This is a genomic window from Streptomyces sp. NPDC101160 (genome assembly GCF_044768205.1).
Classification (GTDB): Bacteria; Actinomycetota; Actinomycetes; order Streptomycetales; family Streptomycetaceae; genus Streptomyces.
On record NZ_JBIWPJ010000001.1, the window covers coordinates 585,013 to 608,179 of the forward strand.

General features: G+C 70.2%; 23 protein-coding genes and 3 pseudogenes. 13 read left to right on the forward strand and 13 right to left on the reverse strand.

Features of this window, described 5'->3' with window-relative positions; all coding sequences use genetic code 11:
• Nucleotides 1–9: 9 nt before the first annotated feature.
• From ACIRSU_RS02615 to ACIRSU_RS02630, 4 genes are all read right to left on the reverse strand, one after another.
• Nucleotides 10–1,053, reverse strand: coding sequence for a phosphoesterase (locus tag ACIRSU_RS02615; RefSeq protein ID WP_403788420.1), 1,044 nt, complete (start codon nucleotides 1,051–1,053; stop codon nucleotides 10–12).
• 183 nt (nucleotides 1,054–1,236) lie between these two features.
• Nucleotides 1,237–1,530: a hypothetical protein gene (locus ACIRSU_RS02620; RefSeq protein WP_403788422.1), complete on the reverse strand. Its 294-nt coding sequence runs from the start codon at nucleotides 1,528–1,530 to the stop codon at nucleotides 1,237–1,239.
• 83 nt (nucleotides 1,531–1,613) lie between these two features.
• Nucleotides 1,614–1,934, reverse strand: coding sequence for a putative quinol monooxygenase (locus ACIRSU_RS02625; RefSeq protein ID WP_403788424.1), 321 nt, complete (start codon nucleotides 1,932–1,934; stop codon nucleotides 1,614–1,616).
• Nucleotides 1,935–1,980: 46 nt separating this feature from the next.
• Complete coding sequence (locus tag ACIRSU_RS02630; RefSeq protein WP_403788426.1) at nucleotides 1,981–2,850, reverse strand: IclR family transcriptional regulator; 870 nt, start codon at nucleotides 2,848–2,850, stop codon at nucleotides 1,981–1,983.
• A gap of 156 nt (nucleotides 2,851–3,006) precedes the next feature.
• On the opposite strand from ACIRSU_RS02630, the gene ACIRSU_RS02635 reads away from it, so the two are divergent.
• Nucleotides 3,007–4,869: a VanW family protein gene (locus tag ACIRSU_RS02635; RefSeq protein ID WP_403788428.1), complete on the forward strand. Its 1,863-nt coding sequence runs from the start codon at nucleotides 3,007–3,009 to the stop codon at nucleotides 4,867–4,869.
• Between the two features lie 62 nt (nucleotides 4,870–4,931).
• On the opposite strand, the gene ACIRSU_RS02640 is transcribed toward ACIRSU_RS02635, so the two are convergent.
• Entirely contained in the window at nucleotides 4,932–6,311 is a 1,380-nt protein-coding gene (locus ACIRSU_RS02640; RefSeq protein ID WP_403788430.1) for an MFS transporter, read from the reverse strand.
• An 826-nt stretch (nucleotides 6,312–7,137) separates the two neighbouring features.
• Here ACIRSU_RS02640 and ACIRSU_RS02645 point away from each other — a divergent pair.
• The 3 genes and pseudogenes from ACIRSU_RS02645 (at nucleotide 7,138) to ACIRSU_RS02655 (ending at nucleotide 8,609) form a co-directional block, all read left to right on the forward strand.
• Nucleotides 7,138–7,839, forward strand: a complete 702-nt coding sequence (locus ACIRSU_RS02645; protein WP_403788432.1) for a 2-phosphosulfolactate phosphatase — start codon at nucleotides 7,138–7,140, stop codon at nucleotides 7,837–7,839.
• Nucleotides 7,840–8,089: 250 nt separating this feature from the next.
• Nucleotides 8,090–8,302: pseudogene (locus tag ACIRSU_RS02650) on the forward strand (polymorphic toxin type 17 domain-containing protein); the annotation flags it as partial.
• A gap of 67 nt (nucleotides 8,303–8,369) precedes the next feature.
• Nucleotides 8,370–8,609, forward strand: a complete 240-nt coding sequence (locus tag ACIRSU_RS02655) for a hypothetical protein (protein ID WP_403788434.1) — start codon at nucleotides 8,370–8,372, stop codon at nucleotides 8,607–8,609.
• Between the two features lie 15 nt (nucleotides 8,610–8,624).
• Here the strand turns inward: ACIRSU_RS02655 and ACIRSU_RS02660 are convergent.
• Nucleotides 8,625–8,717, reverse strand: a pseudogene (locus tag ACIRSU_RS02660) (IS5/IS1182 family transposase); the annotation flags it as partial.
• 56 nt (nucleotides 8,718–8,773) lie between these two features.
• Between ACIRSU_RS02660 and ACIRSU_RS02665 the strand changes: the two are divergent.
• Nucleotides 8,774–8,914, forward strand: a complete 141-nt coding sequence (locus ACIRSU_RS02665; protein ID WP_403788436.1) for a hypothetical protein — start codon at nucleotides 8,774–8,776, stop codon at nucleotides 8,912–8,914.
• A gap of 276 nt (nucleotides 8,915–9,190) precedes the next feature.
• On the opposite strand, the gene ACIRSU_RS02670 is transcribed toward ACIRSU_RS02665, so the two are convergent.
• Both ACIRSU_RS02670 and ACIRSU_RS02675 read right to left on the reverse strand, forming a co-directional pair.
• The gene (locus ACIRSU_RS02670) at nucleotides 9,191–9,646 is read right to left on the reverse strand and encodes a DUF6228 family protein (RefSeq protein ID WP_403788438.1); all 456 of its coding nucleotides are present in this window, start codon (nucleotides 9,644–9,646) and stop codon (nucleotides 9,191–9,193) included.
• A gap of 33 nt (nucleotides 9,647–9,679) precedes the next feature.
• Nucleotides 9,680–10,144 carry a DUF2199 domain-containing protein gene (locus tag ACIRSU_RS02675; RefSeq protein WP_403789379.1) on the reverse strand — a complete coding sequence of 155 codons (465 nt, stop codon included), beginning with the start codon at nucleotides 10,142–10,144 and terminating at the stop codon, nucleotides 9,680–9,682.
• 158 nt (nucleotides 10,145–10,302) lie between these two features.
• Here ACIRSU_RS02675 and ACIRSU_RS02680 point away from each other — a divergent pair, with 158 nt between their 5' ends.
• On the forward strand, nucleotides 10,303–10,464 hold the full coding sequence (locus ACIRSU_RS02680) for a hypothetical protein (RefSeq protein WP_403788440.1): 162 nt from the start codon (nucleotides 10,303–10,305) through the stop codon (nucleotides 10,462–10,464).
• A 218-nt stretch (nucleotides 10,465–10,682) separates the two neighbouring features.
• Here ACIRSU_RS02680 and ACIRSU_RS02685 read toward each other — a convergent pair whose 3' ends face one another.
• Complete coding sequence (locus tag ACIRSU_RS02685) at nucleotides 10,683–10,967, reverse strand: DUF3027 domain-containing protein (protein WP_403788442.1); 285 nt, start codon at nucleotides 10,965–10,967, stop codon at nucleotides 10,683–10,685.
• A gap of 1,383 nt (nucleotides 10,968–12,350) precedes the next feature.
• A complete protein-coding gene (locus ACIRSU_RS02690) occupies nucleotides 12,351–12,980 on the reverse strand; it encodes a molecular chaperone (RefSeq protein ID WP_403788444.1) in 630 nt (209 codons plus the stop codon).
• Between the two features lie 216 nt (nucleotides 12,981–13,196).
• Between ACIRSU_RS02690 and ACIRSU_RS02695 the strand changes: the two are divergent.
• Nucleotides 13,197–13,429, forward strand: a pseudogene (locus ACIRSU_RS02695) (hypothetical protein); the annotation flags it as partial.
• Nucleotides 13,430–13,478: 49 nt separating this feature from the next.
• Nucleotides 13,479–13,895 (forward strand): hypothetical protein, encoded by a 417-nt coding sequence (locus ACIRSU_RS02700; RefSeq protein WP_403788446.1) that lies wholly within the window; start codon nucleotides 13,479–13,481, stop codon nucleotides 13,893–13,895.
• Between the two features lie 59 nt (nucleotides 13,896–13,954).
• On the opposite strand, the gene ACIRSU_RS02705 is transcribed toward ACIRSU_RS02700, so the two are convergent.
• Complete coding sequence (locus tag ACIRSU_RS02705; RefSeq protein ID WP_403788448.1) at nucleotides 13,955–14,428, reverse strand: DinB family protein; 474 nt, start codon at nucleotides 14,426–14,428, stop codon at nucleotides 13,955–13,957.
• A 402-nt stretch (nucleotides 14,429–14,830) separates the two neighbouring features.
• On the opposite strand from ACIRSU_RS02705, the gene ACIRSU_RS02710 reads away from it, so the two are divergent.
• The 3 genes from ACIRSU_RS02710 (at nucleotide 14,831) to ACIRSU_RS02720 (ending at nucleotide 18,264) form a co-directional block, all read left to right on the forward strand.
• Nucleotides 14,831–15,337, forward strand: a complete 507-nt coding sequence (locus tag ACIRSU_RS02710) for a hypothetical protein (RefSeq protein WP_403788450.1) — start codon at nucleotides 14,831–14,833, stop codon at nucleotides 15,335–15,337.
• Between the two features lie 266 nt (nucleotides 15,338–15,603).
• Nucleotides 15,604–15,789 carry a hypothetical protein gene (locus ACIRSU_RS02715; protein ID WP_403788452.1) on the forward strand — a complete coding sequence of 62 codons (186 nt, stop codon included), beginning with the start codon at nucleotides 15,604–15,606 and terminating at the stop codon, nucleotides 15,787–15,789.
• A gap of 15 nt (nucleotides 15,790–15,804) precedes the next feature.
• On the forward strand, nucleotides 15,805–18,264 hold the full coding sequence (locus ACIRSU_RS02720) for an NACHT domain-containing protein (RefSeq protein ID WP_403788454.1): 2,460 nt from the start codon (nucleotides 15,805–15,807) through the stop codon (nucleotides 18,262–18,264).
• 89 nt (nucleotides 18,265–18,353) lie between these two features.
• Here ACIRSU_RS02720 and ACIRSU_RS02725 read toward each other — a convergent pair whose 3' ends face one another.
• On the reverse strand, nucleotides 18,354–19,481 hold the full coding sequence (locus ACIRSU_RS02725; RefSeq protein ID WP_403788456.1) for an NADH:flavin oxidoreductase: 1,128 nt from the start codon (nucleotides 19,479–19,481) through the stop codon (nucleotides 18,354–18,356).
• A gap of 184 nt (nucleotides 19,482–19,665) precedes the next feature.
• Between ACIRSU_RS02725 and ACIRSU_RS02730 the strand changes: the two genes are divergently transcribed.
• Nucleotides 19,666–20,064, forward strand: a complete 399-nt coding sequence (locus ACIRSU_RS02730) for a MarR family winged helix-turn-helix transcriptional regulator (protein ID WP_403789380.1) — start codon at nucleotides 19,666–19,668, stop codon at nucleotides 20,062–20,064.
• Between the two features lie 58 nt (nucleotides 20,065–20,122).
• On the forward strand, nucleotides 20,123–22,102 hold the full coding sequence (locus ACIRSU_RS02735) for a PE-PGRS family protein (RefSeq protein ID WP_403788458.1): 1,980 nt from the start codon (nucleotides 20,123–20,125) through the stop codon (nucleotides 22,100–22,102).
• A 21-nt stretch (nucleotides 22,103–22,123) separates the two neighbouring features.
• Here ACIRSU_RS02735 and ACIRSU_RS02740 read toward each other — a convergent pair whose 3' ends face one another.
• The gene (locus tag ACIRSU_RS02740; protein WP_403788460.1) at nucleotides 22,124–23,062 is read right to left on the reverse strand and encodes a RimK family alpha-L-glutamate ligase; all 939 of its coding nucleotides are present in this window, start codon (nucleotides 23,060–23,062) and stop codon (nucleotides 22,124–22,126) included.
• Nucleotides 23,063–23,167: the final 105 nt, after the last annotated feature.

Consider the following 23,167-nt stretch of genomic DNA (forward strand, 5'->3'; position numbering starts at 1 on the left):
TGCTCGACATCAAGATATCTCGTGATCGGGCTCCTCGGGAAAGGGGTCCTCTTGATCTTCGGGAACGAGCCCCGCGAGACGGTACGGGGCGGGCCCCGGGTCCAGATCGATGTGACGCAGCAGTCCGAGCAGGGCGAGCGCGACGGCGGCGCCGGTGCCGGCCGCGAGGGCCTGGCCGCAGCGGTGGGCGATCCGCGGCAGCTCGGCGGGGAGCGGTCCGGTGCCGGGCAGGCAGTCGCCGAGCAGGTACGCGCCGACGGCGAGCCCGCCGAACGCGAGCAGCGCCAGCGGCACGGTGACCAGGAACCGCTTCGGCGGCAGGCCGCGCCGGCGTGCGGGGCGCACCTTGCCCCTGCGGGCGAGCAGCGCGGTGAGCGCGGCGTAGGCGGCGAGCGCGAGCAGGTCGGCGGCGATGACGTCACCGGGCCGGTGGTGCCCGGCGGCGATCGTGTACGCGCCGAGGGCGGCGGCCCACAGGGCGGCGAGGCCGACGGCGACGCCGCGCAGCCGGTGCGGGACGACGAGCAGGAAGCCGAGGGCGGTGCCGGTGGCGAGCACGGAGGCGCTGCTGGGGAAGCCGCTCTCCAGGGTGGCGCCGGACGCCGCGACGAGCCGGGGGCCCGGCGCGTACCGCTGGAGGAGTTCCGCGACGAGCAGTGCGGCGGCCAGGGTGCCGAGGGCGGCGCCGGTGAGCGCGTACCGCTTGCGCAGCACGCCGATACCGACGAGCAGCAGCACGGCGAGGACCAGGGTGGTCGTCGAGATCCACTGGAGCGAGGGATGCTCGCGCAGGACGCGGGCGACGGCGGGATCGGCGAGCCGGCCGGCGACCACGGCCTCGCCCCAGCGCCGGCCGGTCGCGGTGAGCACGAGCCCGGCGTAGGCGACGGTCAGCAGGAGCGTCGCGGTGAGACAGAGGCGCCGCATGCGTATCCGTATGCGGGCACTGAACGATCCGGCGGCCTCACCGGCGACGGCGGCGTACCACCACGTGTCACCGGCGGCGATGCTTCGCGGGGCGCCGCCGGTAGGGGGCCTGTCGAAGGGTGCCATGCCCCGATTCGACCGCGTGCCGCGCCGACGCGCCTGCTGGAGGCACCCGAACGGCGCAGGTCAGGGGTGGGGGTGGGGGTGGGGCTCCGCCCGGGGGCGGGGTGGAGGGCTCCGCCGGGGGGAGGGGTTGGGCGGGCTGGGGCCGGAACCGGCCGGGGCGGGCCCAGGAGGGCCCGGAGCGGGTCAGCGGCGGGATCTCGCCAGTTGGGAGGCGAACAGCAGCCCGACCCCGGCGAGCAGGAGGCCGGCGCCGAGCAGGGAGACGGTCGCGCGCACACCCGCGTCGCCGGCCAGCGCGCTGCCGGCGTGGGTCAGCAGGGCGGCGCCCATGAGGAGTTGGCTGGATCCGTACAGCGCCGGCCGGACGACCTGGCCGCGCAGCCAGGGCAGGATCCAGCCGCTGCGCAGGGCGGCAGTGCCATAGATCGCCAGGGCGATGCCGAGGACCGCGCCGGGTATGGCGATGTACGACGACATGGGCGTCCCCCCTTGCCCGGGCACCGCGCCCGATCGGCGTGATCATGCCACAGGGACGCGGTGGCCGAAACAGGGCGGTGAGATCAGACGGTGAGCTCGCTCATCGGTCCCCAACCCTGCTGCGAGGTCTCGACATTGATGATCTCGGGGGTGGCGGCGATGAGGCCGGACATGGCCTCCAGGCCGGCCTTGAAGTGGTCGGAGGCGACGTGCGCGGCGCCGGCCTCGGCGTCGGCGAAGCCCTCCAGGAGCACGTACTGGTTCGGGTCGTCGACGCTGCGGGACCAGTCGAAGAAGAGGTTGCCGGGTTCCGCGCGGGTGGCGCGGGTGAAGTCGGCGACGCGCTCCAGCCAGGTGTCGGCGTACTCGGGGCGGGCGGTGAAACGTACGGCGATGAAGATCATGCGCCCATCGTGGGGCGCGGCTGCTGAGCCTGGCCAGCCGAGCGGCTCAGGATTCCGGCAGGGCCGGAATCCCGGTCCCGGCGAGCAGCGGCACGAAGAGGGGCACGGCGCGGGCGAGGGCCGCCCGGACCTCGCCGTGCCGGCGCCGGAAGTCGGCGGTGGGGAGCGAGACGGAGAGCGCGAGCATGACCGCGTCGCCGCGGCGGCCGTCGCCACCATCCCCACGATGGCCCCCGTGGCCGTGGCCGCCGCCGCCGACATCGTCACCGCCGCCGTACTCCGGGAGCACCGTCGCGAAGCAGGTGTACGCGGGGTCCGCCTCCCCCACCGACACCGCGAAGCCCCGCTCGCGCACCCGGGCCAGCTCCGCCTCGAAGCGCTCGGTGCTGGTGATCGTACGGTCGGTGAAGCGGGCCATGCCGTGCTCGTCGAGGTAGCGGCGGCGCTGCGCCCGGGACAGCCCGGCGAGCAACGCCTTGCCGTGGGCGGTGGCGTGGGCGCGCGGTTCGGGTCCGGGGGCGAAGGGGTGGGCGGTGTCGGTGACGGGCGCGGTGGTGTCGACGACGGTGATGCGGCCGCCGCTATAGGCGGTGAAGTACGCCTCCGCGCCGGCGGTGCGGCGCAGGTGCGCGAGGAGCCCGGCGACGGCGCCCACGGGTCCGTCGGCGATGCCGTGATGGCGCTGATAGGCGCGGTGCAGGGCCGGGACGCGCGGCCCGGGCGCGTACCCCTCGGGGGTGCGGACGAGGTGCCCGCGGGCGATCAGCGGTCCGGCGAGGTGGTAGACGGTCGACAGAGCGCAGCCGAGGGTGCGGGCCAGGGCCTTGGCTCCGACGGGTCGGCCGGCGTCGGCGACGGCGTCGAGCAGGGCGAGCGCGCGGTCGACGGACTGGGGGCCGGTGGAAGGGGTGGGCACCGATCCACCTTAGGTCGCGGGGGATGAGAGCAGTCTCACCACAGGAAGAAAAGGGATCTTATAGACCCTTTGCCCCATTCGGCGTACGGTCGTGGAATGCCCTGAAAGGGGCCTACTGGACTTTCCCCCTTGTTCTCCATCGCACCGGGAGGGTGTGTGCGCCGCTCCACGACCGACCACGCCGCCGCGGGCCCGAACGGGCGCCGCGGCCACATACGGAAGGCGGCGCTCGCGACCGGCGCGGTCGCGGCCGTCGCCGGCGGGCTGTACGTGGCGGGCCTCGTCGCCACCGGGGACGACATCTCCGACGGCACCCGGGTGAGCGGGATCGACATCGGCGGCCTGAGCCGCGCCGAGGCCGCGGCCCGGCTGACGGCCGCCGCCCCGGCCGCCTGGAAGGACCCGCTCCGGGTCACCGTCGGTGACTCCGCGACGACGGTCGACCCGGCGGCGGCCGGCCTCACGGTCGACGTGAAGGCCACCGCCGACCGCGCGGCCGACCCGTCCCGCGACCCGATCACGGTGATCGGCCGGCTCTTCTCGTCGAGCAGCCGGGACATCGAACCGGTCGTCGCCTTCGACGGTACGAAGGCACGCGCCGCGGTCGCGGACGTCGCCGGGCGGAACGACCGCACGGCCCGCGAGGGCGCCGTCACCTTCGAGGACGGCAAGCCGGTCGTGACGCAGCCGCGCACCGGACAGAAGCTGGACACCGCGAAGGCGGTGGACGCACTCCGTGCCGCGTACGCGGGTGCGAGCGGCTCGGGCACGAGCGGCTCGGGCACGGGCGACCCTGGCACCGCCGTTTCAGGCACCGGCGACCCCGGCACCAACGACGCTGACACCAACAACTCGGGCACCAGCGGCTCTGGCGCCAGCGGCCGGGCAACCGTCGCGCTGCCGGTCTCCGTGACCCAGCCGAAGGTGTCGGCGGCCGAAGTGTCGCGCTTCGTCAAGGACTTCGCGAACCCGGCCATGTCCGGCCCGGTCACCCTCACCTCGGACGGCCGTCGGCTGTCCATCCCGGCGGCCACGCTCGGCGACCACCTGAAGGTGACGGCCGACGGCGGCCGGCTGACGCCCTCGCTCGACGCCCGCTCGCTGATCCGCGACCCGGACGTGGCCGGCCCGTTGCACTCCTTCACCGGCGGCCCCGTCGAGGCCCGGCTCGGCGTCCAGAACGGCAAGGTCGTCGTCGAGCGCGACGGCCGCACCGGCCGGCAGGTCTCGGCGAAGGCACTGGGGCAGGCCGTGGAGCCGCTGCTCACCAAGGAGGGCGCGGCGGCCCGTACCGCCCCGGTCGCCACCACCGCGACCGAGCCCAAGGTCACCGCGAAGAGCCTCGCGGACCTCGGCATCAAGGAACAGATGTCGACGTTCACGGTGCACTTCCCGAAGGCCCCGTACCGTACGGTCAACATCGGCCGCGCGGCCGAGCTGATCAACGGCTCCCTCGTCCAGCCGGGCGAGGTGTGGAGCTTCAACCGCACGGTCGGCGAGCGCACCGAGGCCAACGGCTTCGTCGACGGCACCATGATCATGGACGGCCAGTACCAGAAGGCGCCGGGCGGCGGCGTCTCGTCGGTGGCCACGACCGTCTACAACGCGCTGTTCTTCGCCGGTGTCGAGCCGATCGAGCACGGCGCCCACTCCTTCTACATCGAGCGCTACCCGGCCGGCCGGGAGGCGACGGTGGCCTGGGGCACGCTGGACCTGAAGTTCCGCAACGACTCGGGGCACCCGATCTACATCAAGGCGAGCGCGACGGACTCGTCGGTGACGGTGAGCTTCCTCGGCACCAAGAAGTACGACTCGGTGGAGGCGGTGGCCGGCCCGCGCACGAACATCACGCCGCCCGGCGAACGCAGGGGCAAGCTGAGCGAGAAGTGCGAGGTGCAGGACCCGCTGGAGGGCTTCGACATCAAGGTGGACCGGGTCTTCAAGAACGGCGGCACCGAGGTGAAGCGGGAGACGTTCAGCACCCACTACACGCCGCGGGACAAGGTGATCTGCGAGTGACGGATTGACGAAGGGCCCCTCCGATTCGCCAAGGAGGGGCCCTTCGTCGTCCGTGTACGGGGTCAGACCTCGGCCCGGACCGGCGCCGGGGCGTCCTCGGCGACCTCCGCGAGATCCCGGTGCCGGGTCTCGCGGGCACAGGCGAGCGCGATGACGGTGAGCACCGCGGCGGCGATCACGTACAGAGCGATGGGCGTGGAGCTGTCGTAGTCCGCGAGCAGCGCGGTGGCGATCAGCGGCGCGGGCGCGCCGGCGGCGACGGAGGAGAACTGGGCGCCGATGGAGGCGCCGGAGTAGCGCATCCGGGTCGCGAACATCTCGGAGAAGAACGCGGCCTGCGGAGCGTACATGGCGCCGTGCAGGATCAGCCCGACGGTGACGGCGAGCAGCAGGCTGCCGAAGGCCCCGCGATCGATGAGCGCGAAGAACGGGAACATCCAGACCCCGACCCCGACGGCACCGATCAGATAGACCGGCCGACGCCCGAGCCGGTCGGAGAGCGCCCCCCAGAGCGGGATGACCGCGAAGTGGACGGCGGAGCCGATGAGGACGGCGTTGAGGGCGGTCTGCTTGGTGAGGCCGGCGTGCGTGGTCGCGTAGACGAGGATGAACGCGGTGATGACGTAGTACGAGATGTTCTCGGCCATGCGTGCGCCCATCGCGATCAGCACGTCGCGCCAGTGGTGCCGCAGCACGGCGACGAGCGGCAGCCTCTCGGCCTGTCCGGCCTCCCGCGCGGCGGCCTTGCGCTCCTCGGCGGCGGCGAGCGCGGCCTTGAAGACGGGCGACTCGTCGACGGACAGCCGGATCCAGAGCCCCACCATCACGAGGACGCCGGACAGCAGGAACGGCACCCGCCACCCCCACGCCCCGAACGCCGCCTCGGACAGCAGCGCCGTCAGCGCCGACAGCACGCCGGTCGCCAGCAACTGCCCGGCCGGCGCCCCGGTCTGCGGCCACGACGCCCAGAACCCGCGCCGCTTCGCGTCCCCGTGCTCCGACACGAGCAGCACGGCCCCGCCCCACTCCCCACCGAGCGCGAACCCCTGCACGAGCCGCAACACCGTGAGCAGCACCGGCGCAGCCGACCCCACACTCGCGTGCGTCGGCAACAACCCGATCGCGAACGTCGCCCCACCCATCATCAACAGGCTCAGCACCAACAGCTTCTTCCGCCCCAGCCGGTCCCCGTAGTGGCCGAACACAAGCGCCCCGAGCGGACGGGCGGCGAACCCGACGGCGTACGTGAGGAAGGACAGCAGCGTCCCGACGAGCGGGTCCGACTCCGGGAAGAACAACTTGTTGAACACCAGCGCGGCAGCCGACCCGTAGAGGAAGAAGTCGTACCACTCGATGGTCGTGCCGATGAGACTGGCGGCGACGATGCGCTTGAGGGAGCCGGGAGGCGTGGGGGGCGTGGGAGCGTGTGTTGCGGCGGCCATGTGCACCACTTCCGAGCGGGTGACGGGGACTGTTTCGTGTCGCCACACCGTAGGAAGGCGCAGGTCAGCCGCGTATGTGGTGGGACACCATAGTTCGGGGGGCGGGGGTGCGGGCCGGCACCATGCCAGGCACGACAGGGGCCTTTCGAGGCGGTCGAGCACATTCCGGATGGCGGTTGGCGACCCCGATTGGAGCGCGGCAGATATGGCACATTGCGCCCCGTTTTGGCGGTGGAGTTCTGACTCCCGTGCTGGTTCGATGCTGACCCGAAACCCCACGTCAGCACCCCTGTCGACCTGTCCCGTGCTGGTCTGGTGCTGACTGGTGCTGACTACGGAGCGTTGAACTCGGGCATTCATGCACGGATCGGATGGCGATGAGAGCGTGGCCGGCAGCCGTCATCGCGGGCTGCCGGCCACACATCTCATCGCCTGGTGTCAGGCAGCTGCGACGAGCGCGTCGAACTCAAGGGGCAGGATCAACTCGGTCTGCCCGGTGAAGACGGAGTCCATGAGGCTCCTCAGCCGATCCGGCGCGTCGGGCATGATGTGCGTACGTCTCGAGCGGGACGCGCGGGTCGCGATGCCCCAGTCACTCGGCCATGTCCGACACGGGCACGCCCTTGGAAAGGCCGGCCGAGGCGAAGATGCGCCTTGTGTCCGCAGAGGCCGTGTGCGGGTGACCCCGTGTGGCGATTGAACAGGCGGGTCGTTGCGGACCACTTTCGCGACGGAGACAGCCGGAGGTGTTGCATTCCGAGACCGTGGATGTGATGCGCATCACTCTCCGAGTGCTTGGGGTCGGGCACGCGCGATCATGATCGGAATGGACTCTCGTTTCCTTGGCATCCCTGAGCTGGTCGAAGCTCCGTCCGTGGCGGTCGTAGTCGACGTCATGCGTGCTTTCACCGTGGCTGCCTGGGCCTTTGCCCAGGGGTCGGAAAAGATCGTTCTCGCTGAGTCGCTGGACGAAGCCCTGGCACTCAAGGCTCGCCACCCGGATTGGGTGGCGCTCAAAGACGGTCCGCCCGCGCCCGGGTTCGACACCGTCAACTCGCCGGGACTGCTGCGGTCTATTGACCTTGGCGGACGGACCGTTGTGCAGAAAACCACGGCCGGGACGGTCGGCGCCCTCGCAGTCAAGGAGGCATCGCTGGTGCTGTGCGCCAGCTTCGTGGTGGCGGAGGCAACGGCTCGGCTCTTGCGAACACGCAAGAGTGACAGTGTCACGTTCGTGGTCACTGGCGAGGATGGGCAGGCCGATGAAGATCTGGCGTGCGCTCAATACATCGCTCGGAGGGCCACCGAGGCCGAGACGGATGCTGCTGAGTTCCTCCGCCGCGCTGCCGAGTCGCGCGCCGCCGCCGAGCTGGCGGAGGGTGTGCGTCAAGGAGTCCATCCTGATGACGTCGCACTCTGTCTTGAGCTCGACCGGTTCCCCTTTGCCATGGTGGCGACCTCGGAAGACTCGCTCATGGTCCTCCGTCCGTGCGCCGTACCTTCGCTGACCGACGAAGCGTCGATCTGATCGCTGATGAGGTCCAACTCTCGCCATGCGAGAGCCAGCATCCGGTCGGGTATGACGGCGCGGTACCTCTCGGCCGACCCGCTCGGCCTGGACCCGGCACCGAACCACCACGGATACGTCGAGAACCCGCTGTCGATCATCGACCCCCTGCGTCTGCAGAAGTGCGACGATCCCGTGCCGACGGCGAAGCCCCGTACCGGAGTGAGGGACTCATCAAGGACGCGCAGCTACCGACGTCCGGGCGCATCGGCTTCGTACCGTCGCAGGACGTGAACGTGAACTCGGGTCCCCCCGGGGCACACGCAAGGGCTACATCGACCGCTTCGGTAACGAATGGATCAAGGGGCCGTCGCGCACCGCGGGGCAGCCGTTCGAGTGGGACGTGCAGCTGAGCAAGAAGGGAAAGGCACAGCTGGGCTGGCTCAGTCGCGACGGGAGCCATCTGAACGTCTCCCTCGACGGGGAGATCACCCACAAGCGAGAAAGTGGACGGCGCAGCCACCGAGACAGCAGGATAAGGAGCCACCACCATGGGGCAGACCGCAGAAGACGCGTTCCGCTTCTACGCCGAGGTACGCATCACCCACTCCCCCCGCCGCCCCGAACTGACCGGCCGTCTCGGCGCAATCCTCGGCATCACCGAGCCTCGCGACCCCGCCACGCCTCCGGCCTACGCGGTGATAGTGGACGATTACGACTGCACGGTGCAGTTCGAGCGCCACGAACTGGCCCCGACGGGCCGGGACCGCAAACACGAGGACTACTACTAGGTCGTGTCCGGAAAGTCATGGGAGCCAGAGGCGGAGGCAGGCGAGGGTGACCATGGCCTGGTAGTGGACGGCTCGTTTGTCGTAGCGGGCGGCCAGCGAGGAGATGTGGGCCCACCACCTTGAGGGCGGCTGCCCAGTACCACGCACGCGAGGGCCACCTCAACATGCCCCGCAGCCATAGAGAGCAGGCCGACGGCGAAACTGTGCGGCCCGGGGCCTGGATCAGCCCGCAGCAAGTCAAGACGGGGAAGCTGCCGCCTCAACGCGGCGAGGAACTGACCGCCTTAGGCATGCGCTGGTCGTAGACGAACGGCCGCGGGCACGCTACGCGGGCGGGCTGGCCGCTGAGTGATCTCCGCAATTCTCGCTGCGGCAACAGCCCGTAGGCGGCGGCCGCCCCGCGGGCGACGCTCACGCTGCGAACCTCCGCGCCGCGCAAGGTCGCCGTCGCCGGGCGGCTGCCGAGGTCTGTGCGACCTCGTCGAAGCAGCGAATCACTGCGCGGGCCAATTGGTGCGTTCAAGCGAGCAGCCGGCCCCGCCGGGTCCTCGCCAGCGTCCAGGTGACGCGGATGCCTGATGTCACGGCTGTCCCCCGGTGAGGAAGTTCCGGACTTCGGCCGCCAGGGAAGTCATCTGCTCGCCGGCCTCCAGCCAGGTGGTCACCGACGCGCCCCAGCCGCCGGCGGCGTGTGGCCACGGCCGCGAGGTCCAGGTCAGTCCGACGTAGCCGCCGGATCGGAAGACGGCCGACACCGTCAGGTCCCGGTCGTTGGTCTGCCAGCTCCGTTCGCCGTCCCACCCTCGGTAGTCGGCAGCGAGCTCTTCCAGGAAGGTGGTGAGATCGCCGTCCCAGATCCAGGCGACGACCTCATTGACGCGAGCGGACAGGCCCGGGGCCCGTAGCTCGACGGCGTAGTGCACGGAGTCCGCGTCGAAGCTGAACCGGTCGCAGAACGTCACGCCCACGGACGAGTTGTCCTGGCAGCGGATGGTCACGCTGCGCTCGTCGTCGAGGTCGCTGTCTGGGGATGCCATACGCGGAACGCTAGGTCAATGCTCCCCTGACCGTCATCCGGATTCACCACCGGCGCCGTGCACCAGGGCTTCGGCGATTTCACGCACGCGGTCCGTGGTGATGCCGGCACGCTGTTCGACAGCGAGCGGGTGCTCGGTCGGTTCGAGCTCGACCAGGGGCCGCTTGCCGACCGGGCGGGTGTGGACGTGGGTCTTCAAGTTGATCGTGCTCGGGGCGTAGACCGGCAGCTCGGTGGTGAGCCAGCCGAAGTACGGCTTCTCCGACTCGCGCCCGGGCGTGTCCCACAGGTCCGCGGCGCGGGAGAAGTTCTCACGGCTGAGGGAGACCCAGACACCCCAGGAGAACACCTCGTCGCTGCCGATGACCGGTATCTCGATCAGACCTTTGACGAAATAGTGCTGCGCCTTGATCACGCACTCATCCGAGGTGAGCAGACAGTCGGGGGCATCGGCGAAACGCGAATCCCAGACGTAGGGCGCGGAGGCGGAGTAGTTCATCGGCAGCTCGCTGTGGTGCCCGCCGCAGCACGTGCAAGTGAATCCGAGATCGCTGGTCATGGCGGGAGCCTAGTGCCGCTTCAGGCCACGTTCGCCCCGGCCTGCCGGGCGGGGCGGCGGCAGGCAGATGTCGGATGTGGTCCGCGTAGTCTCGTGGGGTGCATTCTCATCTGAGCTTCCAGAACCCTCCGGCTCTGCGCAATGAAGCCCTCGAGCTGGCGAAGTCGCTCGCGGCGCGGGCCGAGGCCGACCCGACGGACGTGGACGGGCGGGCCCTCGACGGTTATGACGATGCCCGGAGCTTCCTGCACCTGTGGTGACGCAGCCTGCCGTATCGGGTCAAGCAGCGTTGGCCCTGCTCACGAGGGCTTTGAGGCGCTTGCCGGAGGCGTTCTTGTTCCGCCAGATGATGTAGCGGCGGATCATGCTGCCCTGGGCCTGGTGGTTGGCGTAGTCGGTGCCGTCTAGGGCGAAGTAGCGCAGGGCAGCGAACGCCTTCGTAGGGTCGTGGCCAGAGCCAACATCGCCTGACCGGCCGCTACCCGAACGAGCCGTCGACTCGACCGGCGAAGCTCTCGCAGCCGTCGTGCTCGAACCGTACTTGCCCATCGAATGACGAGCCAGGGTTGCTGCACGCCCCGTAGTCCTGGCCGAGCTGTCCGCTCAACGCGATCCAGAAGCGGCATCCTCCGCACTGGGCGTCATACCACTCGTCCCGGTAACCGGACTGGGCCGTCGAGCGACTCAACAACGCTCGCCAACGCGCATGACACCGATCATTGTGATCTTGATCGTCACCTGTCCAAGGCTCATCCTCAGCCACTCTCGATGTCTCCCTGCCCCGTTCGATCCGAGACCATCAACCTCGGCGCTTGCCGGTGATCCTCTCACCGAGAAACAGGGGAAAGGTTCTCTGATGCGGCACTAGTCGAGTCGTCCCCGCCGCGCTGGATTTCTCCCTTGGCAGCCAGCAGCGCCGGGCCGCCAACCAGCGACTCAAGCCGCCGCTACCGTCTCATCACTACTCTGAGTAACAGAACAGGCGAGCTTGCTTCTTGAATCCTCATCGGCGTGCTGGCTTCCTGACGACACCGAACCAGCACGCTCGATTCCCGTGCTGGTTCGGTGCTGACTTGGCCCCGCCGCTTTCCGTCCTAGCCCTGGCATATGAGTTGTCGTACCACTCGATGGTCGTGCCGATGAGGCTGGCGACGACGATGCGCTTGAGGGATCCGGGGGGCGTGGGGGGCGTGGGAGCGTGTGTTGCGGCGGCCATGTGCACCACTTCCGAGCGGGTGACGGGGACTGTTTCGTGTCGCCACACCGCAGGAAGGCGCAGGTCAGCCGCATATATGGTGGGACACCATAGTTCGAGGCGCGGGGGTGCGCGCCGGCACCATGCCAGGCACGACAGGGGCCTCTCGGGGCGATCGAGCACATTCCGGATGATGGTTGCGACCCCCACAGGAGGCAGGAAGGTATGGCAGATTGTGCCCCGTTTTGACGGTGGGGTTCTGACTCCCGTGCTGGTTTGGTGCTGACTACGGAGCGTTGAACTCGGGCATGCGGGTACGGATCGGATGGCGATGGGTGATCAGACGCGTAGGCCGGCTGGCGTTCACGGTCGACGAGGGAGTACATGAGGATGTTCGTGCACCACTCCGATGCCGTGGTCGGGCAACAGCATCGTGTCCGCGACCAGGGCCACCCTCTTGGTGACATGCGTGAAGCTACTCAAGTCTGAGGACAGCCCAACGTAATACGGTGGTGGGTCCTGATCATGCGACCGTACGATAGGGCGAAGTCTTGAGCAGACGTCCTTTCCTGCACCGAGAGCGAGTTGTAAAACTCGTTCATACAGGGTGCCACGGGCCGGTTCTGCGAGGCTGGGTTGTTCTGCCACGCTCGCCGTATGCGTCGGAACATCCACAAAGCATGACGGGCAGCCAAGCGTCCAGTCCAGCAGTCACCGCCCTGGCCTCTCCAGCTGACCCGCTCACCAGCACTCGACTATCAGCTCACCAGCCCCATCCAGCTCGCCGACGGGATCCGACCTGAGTCCTGTTTGATCTTTGACCCGGGCTAACGCTGTCCGGAGGCTTGAAAACAGGCACTGAGTCAGGCGCCACCAGCTCTGGAACCCCTAGGCGCAGGACAGAGTCCCGGAGCCGGTCAGTTACTCAATCTCGCAGCCGTTGGCGGACTATTACCGGGCCACAGCTGTGAACGGCCCCACCGCAGGGTTTTTGACAACGTGAGCACGCCAGGTGATCACCGCGCCGGTCGGAACGGTGACCTCGAAGCTGCGGGTTCCGAGTGAAGGGATCCAGGTGTCCGACTCAGCCGCGAGGACATTCGTGTCGTCAACCGTGACGCTGGCCAGATTGACGTAGTACGGCGTCGGGTTCTTGAACGTCAGCCGGGTCGGTTCCGTGGTGACGGTGACTTCCGCGGCCGCCTTGAAAGAAGGAGCCTCTACCGCGACGGGACGGTAGAAGATCCACACGGATGGGATCGGGGCGGCAGCGGACGGCGCCTCAGCAGGGCCGCCGACCTGCTCCAGCGCCAGCTGGAAGCGTAGTTCCCGGTCCGAGACAGGACCGGCAGAAACAATCTTCAGACGCCTGTAGCCCCTGTCGCCAAGAGTGAGCGTCCTGGGGGACACGGCCACGTCGGCGTTGTCAGCCGACAGTTCAGCGCCGTCTTCCGAGGTGATCCGCGTCTGGATCTTCATCGCGTCAGACGTTCGATTGTAGAGCTTGACCTGCGCAACTGTTGTGGCGCTCACGATTACAGCCGTAGGGAGGACGTCTACGGAGGGCTGGTTCTCTGTCACCTGGATCTTTCCCTGCAGCTACGGGCTGGTCATCTACCCCAGTGTCTCTGGCCGAAGGCACGAACTACCCGCACCGGCCGCGTACCACCCGTGAGGCGGCCACACCCCAGGCCCTGCCACACGTAGCGTATCCGGAAGATACTGCGGCCACGGAAACGCCTCCATCGGCCGCGTCCGGTCAGGGGCGGCCCCCAGGGCACCGGTACGAGACACGCACGAACCCGGCTGGAAGCCGCCTGCTCCAGGGCATCGCGGTCAGCGACCCGTCCTACCGCACGATCAAGCGAATTCTCATCGCCGGCACCGAGACCGATCCCGAGCCCGAGACCAGCAGAGACGCGGGGGCCGCGGCCTTCCTCCACCGCCCGGCCCGGTTCTTCGCCACCGCCGATGGGCCTGGGACGCAGCCGGTCGGGTGCATCCCAACGGTCAGGCCGTCACGCCGCTGACGACACCAAACCGCCTTCTCAAGTCGGCCTGCACCGCATCGTGATCGCCATGCGATCTGAGCTACTCACCGCCTACGTTTCAGGCGGCGGCGCGCTGCTGGGAGCCGCCCTTGGCATTGGCGGCGCGCTCGGCGCGGCTCGCATACAGACCAAGGGCGCCACCGCCCAGGCAGAGGCCGCGCGCGATGCCGCCGTCACGCAAGCCGAGGCTGTGCTCAAGCAACAGGCCCGCGACGCCCGACGTCCCGTCTACACCCAGGCCCTCGCCGCCGGCAGAGCCTACCGGGCCAGCCTTCACGCACACGCCGAGACCGGCGCCGATCCAGACGCGTTCACCGATACCACCGAGCGGCTTGAGAACGCGCCTACCCAAGTGGAGTTCGAGGGGCCGCTCTCGTCCGGGTCCACGTCGACGCGGGCTCACCCCAGTGAACTGGGCTATCCCAAGAGGGCTCCGACGCAGTGATCACAGCAACCACGATGTGATCATCTCGTGGTGCTCGCCGACCCGTAACGCTCCCCTGTCTACTCGCCGACGGCTCCGTCGATCGCTTCGCGCAGTAGGTCGGCGTGGCCGTTGTGACGCGCATACTCCTCGATCATGTGGGTGAGGACGTAGCGGAGTGAGATGCTCTCGCCGCGGAAGTTGACGGTGTCCTCGAGGGAGTCGAAGGAAGAAGCGATGGCGCGGGCACGGGCGCACTCCTCGCGCCAGACTCCGAACGCCTCGCCAACGTCGGCGTCCTCGACATGGAACTCGGCGAACGTGCCGTCGACCTCGCCGGGCCAAGGCGTCTTGACGTCCTCCGCATTCACGATGAAGCGGAACCAGCTCCGCTCGACGGAGGCCGCGTGGCGCACCAGGCCCAGGAGCGTGAGTCCTGAGGTCGGGATCGGCTTCTGCTGCAGCTGTTCGCCGGTCAGACCCGCGCACTTCATGGCCAGGGTGGCCCGCTGGTAGTCGAGGAACGAGGTGAGCGACGCACGGTCGTCGGCCACCTTCGAGGGGTGTATGCGCTGCTCACCCGCTTTCCCCCCACCTGGAACTCGATGGCGACCCTGCCGTGGACGGCTTCCAGCCCGGAACCGTCCTGCAACGGATGACCGCACTGCCGGTGCGCTGGTAACCCGACTGACGCGCCTCCGTCGGCGTCCCGGACCGCCGGGTGAAGGTGCGCTCAACCACCCAGCGGACCTTGCCCAGTCCGGACCGTGGGCGGCGCGGGAGGGGCGACTTGCCACCGCCGGTAGCGGCGGAGATCAGGACGTGCAGGGAGTCGCGCCCGGCCGGCGGAGACCTGCTCCTTGACAGTCTTGACGCCGCTCGGCGGCGCGGGCCGCGCTCGGTGTCGATCCTGTGGAATGCGAGGTGACGTGCCGCGCGGTGCACTACGGTCTTGCATGTCGAACACGGTGACGAACGGGGGCGGTTGGATGTTGGCGGAGGGGCTGACCGTGCTGGCCGCGGCCGGAGGCACGGCGGTCGTCCAGGCGGCCGGGACCAGCGCCTGGCACGGCTTGCAGCAGTCGGTCGCGCAGTGGTTCGCCCGGGGCGACGGGGAGCGCGAGCGCGCCGAGCTGGAACGGCTCGACCACAGTGCGGCCGCCCTGGAAACCGCACAGGACGACGAACGAGTCGGCGTGCGCAGCGGCCAGCAAGGAGCCTGGCAGGCCCGCTTCGAGCAGGCGCTGGAGAACCTGAGCGACTCCGAACGCGAAGAGGCCGCCGAGATGCTGCGTGCCCTGTTGCAGACGCACGCCCCGGCGGACAGAGCGGAACCGTCCGCCGGCGGCCCGACGATCCGCGGCAACGTGGACATCCGGGCCGACCACGGTTCCGCGGCAGCGGTGCAGATGCGTGACGTCACCATCGGAACCCCTCCGCAGCCGGGTCCGCAGCAGGGCTGAGCGGGCTCGGAGGCGGTCAGGCCCCGCACATCACGGCAGACACGGTCATCTCGGCCACCACGGGTGGATTCGCGGTCGGACACGCCGACAACATCACGTACTACGCCTCCGCGCCGGAGCCCGGAGACGGTCACCGTGCCACGCGGACGGGTGGCCCTGATCACCGGCTCGGCTCGTATCTGCGAGCTGTCCGGTCGGGAGCCGACCAACTTCCGCATCCCGGGCTGGCGCCGGAGCTCGACGCGCCTTCACTGGCTGATGTCTACGTGCCGCGGCGCACCTCGGCCCGGTCTGCGCGGGCTCTCACGGCCGCCGAACAGGTCTTCACCGGCGACGGTCCGATCCGGGTCCTGCTGGCCGGCCCGGGCCATGGCAAGTCGACGCTCCTGCGGCAGCACCTGCTGTCCGCCTCCCGGCACCTGCTGGCGACGGAGGCCGACCCCGCCTCCTAGACACTCGCTTTCCCGGTGCTGATCCGGGCCGGCGTCCTGGTCGGTGCGCCCCTGTTGGCGCCCGCCCTGGCGCACGCGGTGACCGAGGAGTACGGTCCCTTCGGGTTGCGCGAGGCGCTGACCGAGGACTTCTTCCGCTGCCCGCCGCGTCCCGGCGCGCGGTGGCTGGTGATGGTCGACGGCCTTGACGAGGTGCCCGACCGGACGGCCCGGCTGTCCCTCCTCGACCGCCTCGCCCGCGAAGCCGGGCAGACGGACACGCCCTACCGGTTCCTCGTCGCGACCCGCCCCCTGCCCAGCGGCGAACTCGACCGACTGCCCCGCACCGCCGACCACTTCACGCTGGAGCCCTTCACGGACGACGACGTGCGCACCTACGCGCACAAACGTCTGCACGCCCTGCCCGATGCCGACCGTCACGTGCGGGCGTTCCTGAGCGGTCTCCGCCGGACCCGGCTGGAGGAACTGGCCCGCATCCCGCTGATGACCGCCATGCTGTGCCATCTGTACGAGGCTGACACCGATCGCCCCCTGCCCGACGGCCGGGCCGGAGTCTTCCGGTCCTTCGTCGAACTGCTCTACGAGGAGAACGTCCACAAGGGCGTCAGCGACCTGCACGACCAGGCTATTCACACCTTGGTCAGCCTTTATCAGATCCCGGAGGACCGCCGCACCGTCGAGAAGGCCGCGGAGTACACCCGGGAACACCTGCCGGTCCTCCTCGACCACCTGGCCCACGAAAGGATCAGCGGGAACCGGGCTCCGGCCACCGCGATCCTCACCGCCCACCCGCACGCCCGACGACCGGACAAGGTCAAACCACCGCTGTGGGACGCGCTACTGGCCTCACTGCTGCGCTCCTGCGGGCTGTTGGCCGGCCAGGGCGGCGACGTCGAGTTCCTGCACCGCACGCTCCTGGAGTACCACGCCGCGCGTCACGCCACCCGCGACCCTCAGGCCCGCACGCTGCTCTTCGACCGGCTGTTTCCCGCACGGCGGCTGCGCGACAAACTGCGTCGGGCGGGTCGGCGCGGGTCCGGTGTCAAGCCCCTGGACCCGCTGGGCCTGGAACCGTCCTACCTGGGCTTCCTTCTCGACGCGCTGCTGGCCTCGGAGAAGCCGCTGGCAAGGGCCACGCTACGGGCCATGGAGGACCTGTTCGGAACCGCCGAGATCACGGGATACCACCTGCTCAAGGCGCAACTCCAGGTCGGCAGCAACCTTCCGCGGCCGAAGGCCGCACAGTGGCTGACCGCGTTCGCGAACAGCCCCGCCGTGGACGACCGCAGCCGGGTGGAGGCCGCCTGGGACCTCGCCGAGCTGGAGGGTCACCTCGACGACGGCGCGCGGCTGCTGACCCGTCTCGCCGGTGACCGCGCGCTGCAACCGGACCACCGCAGCTGGGCCGCCGAGATCCTGGCCGGGCTGGAGGGCCACGAGACGGCCGGTGCCACGCTGCTCCTCCGGCTCATAGAGGACCTGGCACCGGACCCGTACAGCATTCTCGGCGCCGCCCGGGCGCTCGCCCGGCTCGACAGTCATGGTCACCTCGGAGTGCAGTTGCTCACCGAGTGCGCCATGGACCCCGGGACCGAGGACACCCTTCGCTGCATGGCGGCCCACTGGCTCGCCGAGCTGGACGGGCACCGCGAGTCCGGTGCCGCTCTGCTGCTCGATCTCGCCCAGTACGGTTCCGTCACCGCTGCCCGCTACCTGTCCGAGATGGACGAGCGCCACCGGGAGGACGGAGTGGGCCTGCTCACCGCGTTTGCGGGAGACAGTACCGCGACGCCGGATGACCGGGCGAAGGCCGCCGTGGCACTGGCCGGGGTGGCCGGCTACCAGGACCGCGCCGCCCGCCTGCTCACCGAGCTGGCCCGCGAGTCACTGCCCGGAAGCCACTCCCATCTGACGGCCGCCGAGAGACTGGCCGAGGTGGACACGGAAGCGGCCGCGGAACTGATCCTGCCCGTCGTGGCCGGCCGTAGCCTCCATCCGAGCAACCGGCTGCGCGCGCTCCGAATCCTGGCACGCTCCACCACCCACCAGAGCGAGGCTGCTCGACCGCTCGGCGACCTCGCGGCCGACAGGACCACAGAGGTGCACTACCGCACGGACGCAGCCGCAGCGCTGGCCGAGGTGGACGGGCACCGCGAGGAAGCGGTCGTCCTGCTCCTCGGCATCGCCCGGGACGGCGGCGTCCAGGTATGGGACCGGATCACCGCGGCCTCCAAACTGGCCAAGTTCGGAGAAGAACGCTCAGCCGAACTCCTTTCGGCCTTCGCCGCGGACCCCACGGCTCCCTCGGACGCCAGAGCTCTTGCCGCGCGCTCCCTGGCCACGCTGGACGGCCACCGCGCCGCGGGCCTGCGGCTCCTGGCCGCGCTGGCCAACGATCCCCGGGTCGACAAGGCGCATCGGACCAATGCCGCGACCTCGCTGACCACTCTCGACCTGTACAGGTTCCGTCGATGACATGTGTCCGGCTGATCGGTAGGGAACGGTGCAACCTGGGGCCGGCGGGTCGGGATCGGTCCGCCGGCCTTGGGGCTCCACTCCGCGCCCTAGCTCAGCGTCTTCAGCGCCTCCGCGGAGTACGGCTTCAGCTCGTCCGTCCGCCCCGCGAGGACCTTGGACGCCCACTCCGGGTCCTGGAGCAGCGCGCGGCCGACGGCGACCAGGTCGAACTCGTCCCGCTCCATACGGTCGAGGAGGTTGTCGAGGCTGCCGAGCTCCGCACCCTCGCCCGCGAACGCACGGATGAAGTCGCCGTCGAGGCCGACCGAACCGACGGTGATGGCGGGCCTGCCGGTGAGCTTCTTCGTCCAGCCGGCCAGGTTCAGGTCGGAGTCCTCGAACTCCGGGAGCCAGTAACGGCGGGTGGAGGCGTGGAAGGCGTCGACGCCGGCCGCGGCGAGCGGGGCCAGGATCGCCTCCAGCTCCTGCGGGGACTCGGCGAGCCGCGCGTCGTAGGCCTCCTGCTTCCACTGCGAGTACCGGAAGATCACCGGGAAGTCGGGCGAGACGGCCGCGCGGACCGCGGCCACGATCTCGGCCGCGAACTTCGTCCGGGCCACGGCGTCGCCGCCATAGGCATCGGTACGGCGGTTCGTCCGCTCCCACAGGAACTGGTCGACGAGATAGCCGTGGGCGCCGTGCAGTTCGACGCCGTCGAAGCCGATGCGCTCGGCGGCCGCGGCGGCCTCGGCGAAGGCGCCGATGACGTCATCCAGGTCACTCCGGGTCATCGCCTTGCCGGTGCCCTCGGTGCCGTCGACGCGGATACCGGACGGCCCCATGGCGGGGGCGTCCGCGTAGGGCGCCTGACCCTGCTCGCGCACCATGCCGATGTGCCACAGCTGCGGCACGATCGTGCCGCCCGCGGCGTGCACGGCCTCGGCGACCTTCGCCCACCCGGCCAGCTGCTCCTCGCCGTGGAACCGCGGCACACGGTCACTCTGCCCGGCCGACTCGTGGCCGACATACGTTCCCTCGGTGACGATCAGACCCACGCCGGCGGCAGCGCGGCGGGCGTAGTACGACAGCACGTCCTCACCGGGAACACCACCGGGCGAGAACATGCGCGTCATCGGCGCCATCACGATGCGGTTCGGGACGGTCAGGCCGTTGAGCACGACGGGCCGGGACAGGATCTCGGCCGCGCGGGAGGCGGGGGACGCGGTGACGGTCACAGGGACGCTCCTCGTAGCTACTACTTCAGAACCTTGATGCTTGAGAACTTCATGCAACGGGAAGAAGGTAGATGCAGATATTTGAGATGGTCAAGCTTCTCTGGATAGGCTGGCCCCCATGACAGAAGCTCCTCGCACGGAAGCGCCCCGCCCGGAAGCGCTGCGCGTCGACACGGCCGAGCTCATGGAGCTGCTCTCGGTGTCGCTCGGCGTCTACTACGGCGACTTCACCGTCGCCGCGGCGAGCGAGAACCTCACCGCCAGCCAGGGCAAGGCACTGACCGTGCTGCGCCGGGGCCCCGCCGCGATGCGCGCGCTGGCCGAGACCATGACCTGCGACGCCTCCAACATGACCGGGATCATCGACCGGCTGGAGAAGCGCTGCCTGGTACGCCGCGAAGCCAGCCCCTCCGACCGGCGCGTCAAGAACGTCATCCTCACAGCCGAGGGCGAGCGGGTCACCGACGCGATCCGCGCGAAGATGCGCACGACGCGGGCCGGCTTGGACAGGCTCAGCGACGAGGACCGGGACTCCCTCTACGCCCTGCTGGAACGGGTCTTCGTCTCCCGGTCCGGCACCTGACCGGCCCTCCTCGATCCGGCTCGATCCTGAGAACGCGCGGATCGGCGATCATGACCGCATGGGAAGCCGAACCGAACGACTCACGCAGCTGCTGGAGCGAGCCGGGCTTGAGCGGGTGGGAACCTGGTACGTGGAGCGGGGGATGCCGCCGAACTCCGCGCGCCGGCTGCTCGCGTGGGCGGCTCCGGCGCCGGCCGCCGTGCTGCCCCGCACAGCCACGGACGCGTTCCGGGAGGAGTGGCGGCGACTGGCGTACGCGGCTGGGCTGGCTGATCAGGACGGCGTCGTGCTCGTCGACGGCGGGCAGGCGATCTGGGCGTACGCCCGGCTGGACGCCGAGGCGGACCCGTACGCGCTGCTGGGCGACTGCGGCTGCGACGGCGCCGGCGACTGCGACTGCGACGGGTTTCAGACGATGTCGACGGACGGCGAGACGCTGCTCGCCGTGACCGTGGCGCGTGAGGAGATCCGTCTCACGGTCCTCGACCGGCTGAGCGAGCGCAGCGAGGAGGCGGCGCGCCAGGCCGTACGGGAGACGGCGGAGCAGCGCGACGCGGCGTGGGATTCGCTGCTCGAGGAGGAGCAGCCGTCCGAGCGGCTCCTCCAGGCCTGGGCCGAGGGTCTCGCTTGCAACGCGGCCGTGCCCGCGGACCGCCGGAGCCGGCTGCCGGAGCCGGACGTCTGGAGCTTCTACCGCGTTCTGCCGCCCGAGAAGCTCGAGGCGGCCCTCACCCACCCGGAGTGGAGGGTGCGCTCGAGTCTCGCCGATGTGTATCCACATCTCACGAGCGAGCACTGGGAGCGTCTGATCCTCGGCGAGGAGTCCGGCAAGTACCGGCGGCTGATGGCCATGCTCGCCGCCGACCGGCGTGTCGAACTCACCGAGGAGACGTGCCGGCGGCTCGCCGCCGACCCGTCCGCCGCGGTGCGGCACGAGACCGCACGTCTGACCGGCCTGCCCGTACCGGTCCGACTCGCCCTGGCGGCCGACGCCGACGGCATCGTCCGGGCCACCGCCTGCGGGGCCGCCTGGCCGCACCTGGACGAGGCGCGGCGCCAGGCCCTCCTCGCCGACCCGGAGGCAGGGGTCCGGACCGCCGCCCGCCGTGCGCACCATCAGCAACACCCGGTCACGAGGGCCGACTTCGGATCGGACGACCTGCCCGACGACGTACTGCGATCCTGCCGCCTGGACCGTGCGCCGGCCGAGCACCTCGTCCGCCACGGCGAGCCCGCCCAGCGTGCCGCCCTCGCCGACAACCCGCACCTGGAGCCTGACCTGGTCGCCCAGCTGGGCCGGGACGCGGACGCCCACGTGCGCAACCAGGTCGCCCTGCGCCCCGACCTCACAGAGCAGGAACGGGCCGCGATCGATTTCGAGTTCGACCCGGCCTCGCGACAGCACACGCTCCCTTGGGTCGCCGCGCTCCACGACGATCCCGACGCCATGCGCCGCCTCGCCGCCTCCGCCCACCCGCTGATCCGGAGAAGCGTCGCCCGCGCCCCCCACCTCCCCCAGGACGTGGTCGGGAGACTCGCGGTCGACGAGGACCGGGTCGTACAGCTCTTCCTCGCCGAGTCCTGCGAGGACGCGCCCGCCGACATGCTGCTGCGGGTCTGGACGTGGTGGACCGGCAGCCGCAGCTTCCCCGGTCGCCCGCGCAGTCACCCGAACTTCCCGCGCGAAGGACTCCTGCGGTACGCCGACGACCCGAACCCGCGCATGCGCCAGCTCGCACTGGACGACCCCCTGTCGTCCGCCGAGCTCGTGGAACGGTTCAGCCGGGACACGGCCACCGAGGTGCGCTACCGCGCCGCGACCGACCCGCGCCTGACGCCCGCGTCGGCCGTCCGTCTCCTCAGCGACCCCGAACAGAGCATCCGGGCCGCCGCCCTCCGCGACCACCGGCTGCCCGCGACCGTACTCGTGCCGCCGCTGCGCGACGTGGAGACCGCTGCCGACGCGGCCGCGAATCCGGCTCTGCCCCTCGACGTGGCGGACCGGATGATCGCGCTGATCACGGGCACAGGACGCTGACGACAGCGACCGGCGCGGCGTTCAGTTCCGGGCGGAGAGGTGCCGGGCGACGCAGGCCGTGATGGCGGGGGCGACCGTGACCATCTCCGGGCGCCAGCCCGGGACGGCGTTCACCTCGCAGATGGTGTACGTGTCGTCCGGGAGGAGCAACAGGTCGACCCCGCCGATGTCCAGCCCCAGTGCGCCGACCGCGCGTACGGCGAGGTCCTCCGCCTTGGGGTGGCGCCCCGTACAGAAGGTGGCGGAGCCGCCCTTGGCCATGTTGGCGGTCAGGGCGCCGTTGTGCGAGGTGTGCAGGACGGCGCCCACCGGCTCGCCGTCGACCACGACCACGCGCAGGGTGCGGCCATGCGAGTGGGCGACGTGTTCCTGGAAGAGAAACGGCACCTCTTGCGTGAGGCTCCCGGCCACCTCCCGCAGCAGGTGCGGGTCGGAGGCGAGGAACACCTGCCCGCCCTTGGCGCCGTTGACGGACTTCACCACGCAGGGCGTGCGCAGGTGCGGGCTGCGGACGACGCCGTCCAAGGGGGCCGTCGCGTACGAGAGCGTGTCCGGCACCGGCAGCCCCGCCAGGGCGAGCTCCTGCAACTGCACCATCTTGTTGCGGCACTTGAGCTGTGCGTCGACCGTGTTGACGAGCCTGCTGCCCATGCGTTCGAGGTGCCGCAGCAACGTCACCTCCCGGTCGTCCCGCATGGGCCCCGGCACCTGGCGGACGCAGACCACCTCAGGAGCCGGCAGCTCCACACCGCCCAGCGTACGCAGCGTCAACCGCCCGCCCTGAACCCCGAAGAGCAGCTCGTCGGTGTGCCAGACCGCGAAACGGCTCCCGTACGCATCGCCGAGCGCCGCGGCCAGCTCACGAGTGGGCCGCCGCAGCACCGCCGGCCGCTGCCGCACCAGCATCCACACATCGGCGGGTTCCGCGATCGCCGACCCGGCACCGTGCTCTGGGACCACTGTGGTTCCTCTCCTCAGGCCACGTTCACCACCGTCAGCGCCGGCCGGTGACGTTTCCGCAGGGCTTCAGTATCAGGCCCACATCATGACCGGGTCCCGTTCGTG